This is a genomic window from Streptomyces sp. T39, from assembly GCF_008042045.1.
Taxonomy (GTDB): domain Bacteria; phylum Actinomycetota; class Actinomycetes; order Streptomycetales; family Streptomycetaceae; genus Streptomyces.
The window spans coordinates 1-1,087 of record NZ_RDBP01000036.1; the positions used below are offsets into that span (position 1 = coordinate 1).

The 1,087-nt window shown below is 68.7% G+C and carries 2 pseudogenes; one reads left to right on the forward strand and one right to left on the reverse strand.

The features are described from left to right. Positions 1-77: 77 nt before the first annotated feature. Positions 78-125 (forward strand): annotated as a pseudogene (locus EAO77_RS41435) (hypothetical protein); the annotation flags it as partial. Here EAO77_RS41435 and EAO77_RS22370 read toward each other — a convergent pair. Beyond that, a pseudogene (locus tag EAO77_RS22370) lies at positions 113-829 on the reverse strand (MFS transporter); the annotation flags it as partial. The pseudogenes EAO77_RS41435 and EAO77_RS22370 overlap by 13 nt on opposite strands. Positions 830-1,087 lie beyond the last annotated feature (258 nt).

Here is a 1,087-nt window from a genome sequence, read left to right on the forward strand (position 1 = left end):
GCCTCGCCGTCGCCTTCGCGGGCTCCATCGAGACGTTCGCGCTCTTCCGGTTCGTCCAGGGCCTCGGGATCGGCGGCGTGGTGCCCGTCGCCGCGACGTACATCAACGAGATCGCCCGCTCCGACAAACGCGGGCGCTTCGTGCTCCTGTACGAGATGATCTTCCCCGCCGGTCTGGCCACCGCCACGCGGCCGCGGGCGAGCAGCCAGCGCGGGGACTCCTCCACGTGACGGGGCAGCGCGGCGGCGAGCAGCACGGGCAGGGTGCCGATGACGAACATGGCGCGCCAGCCGAGGTTGGGGACGACCCAGACGGCGACGAGGGTGGCGGTGGCCAGACCGGCGGGGAAGATCATCTCGTACAGGAGCACGAAGCGCCCGCGTTTGTCGGAGCGGGCGATCTCGTTGATGTACGTCGCGGCGACGGGCACCACGCCGCCGATCCCGAGGCCCTGGACGAACCGGAAGAGCGCGAACGTCTCGATGGAGCCCGCGAAGGCGACGGCGAGGCTGGCCGCACCGGTGATGCCCACGCCCAGCGCGACCGTGCGCACCCGGCCGATCCGGTCGCCCAGCCAGCCGGCGGCCAGGGCGCCGAGCAGCATGCCGACGGAGGCGGCGGTGACGGCGAAGGTGGCCTGCCCGGTGGACAGGTTCCATTCGTCCATCAGGACGGGCAGCGCGGAGGCGGCCAGCAGCTGGTCGAACGCCTCGAAGAAGGTGACGGCGCCGATCAGGAAGCGGACCTTGACGTGCCAGCGCGAGTGCGGCAGTCGTTCGAGTCGCGCGGCTATCGAGCCGAGGGCTGGCTTGCCGGCCACAGTCGTCATGGAGGGGTCCTTCCGCGAACAGGGAGTTGCGGCGACAGTAGGGTCAAGTACCTAAGCGGTCAATGGTTAAGAGCTTAGGAATCTTTCGGCCATCCGCTCGTGACACATCCTTCACATGACGCATGCCGGGCTCAAGACCTCCTCCACAACGATTCCACCTCGGGGTCTTGCGTCGAGAAAGTTAAGCCCTTAGATTTCTAGCACTTCGAGAACGGAGCCCCGGCGAAACGGCCGAGCCCCTGGTCCCGGCCCCTGCGC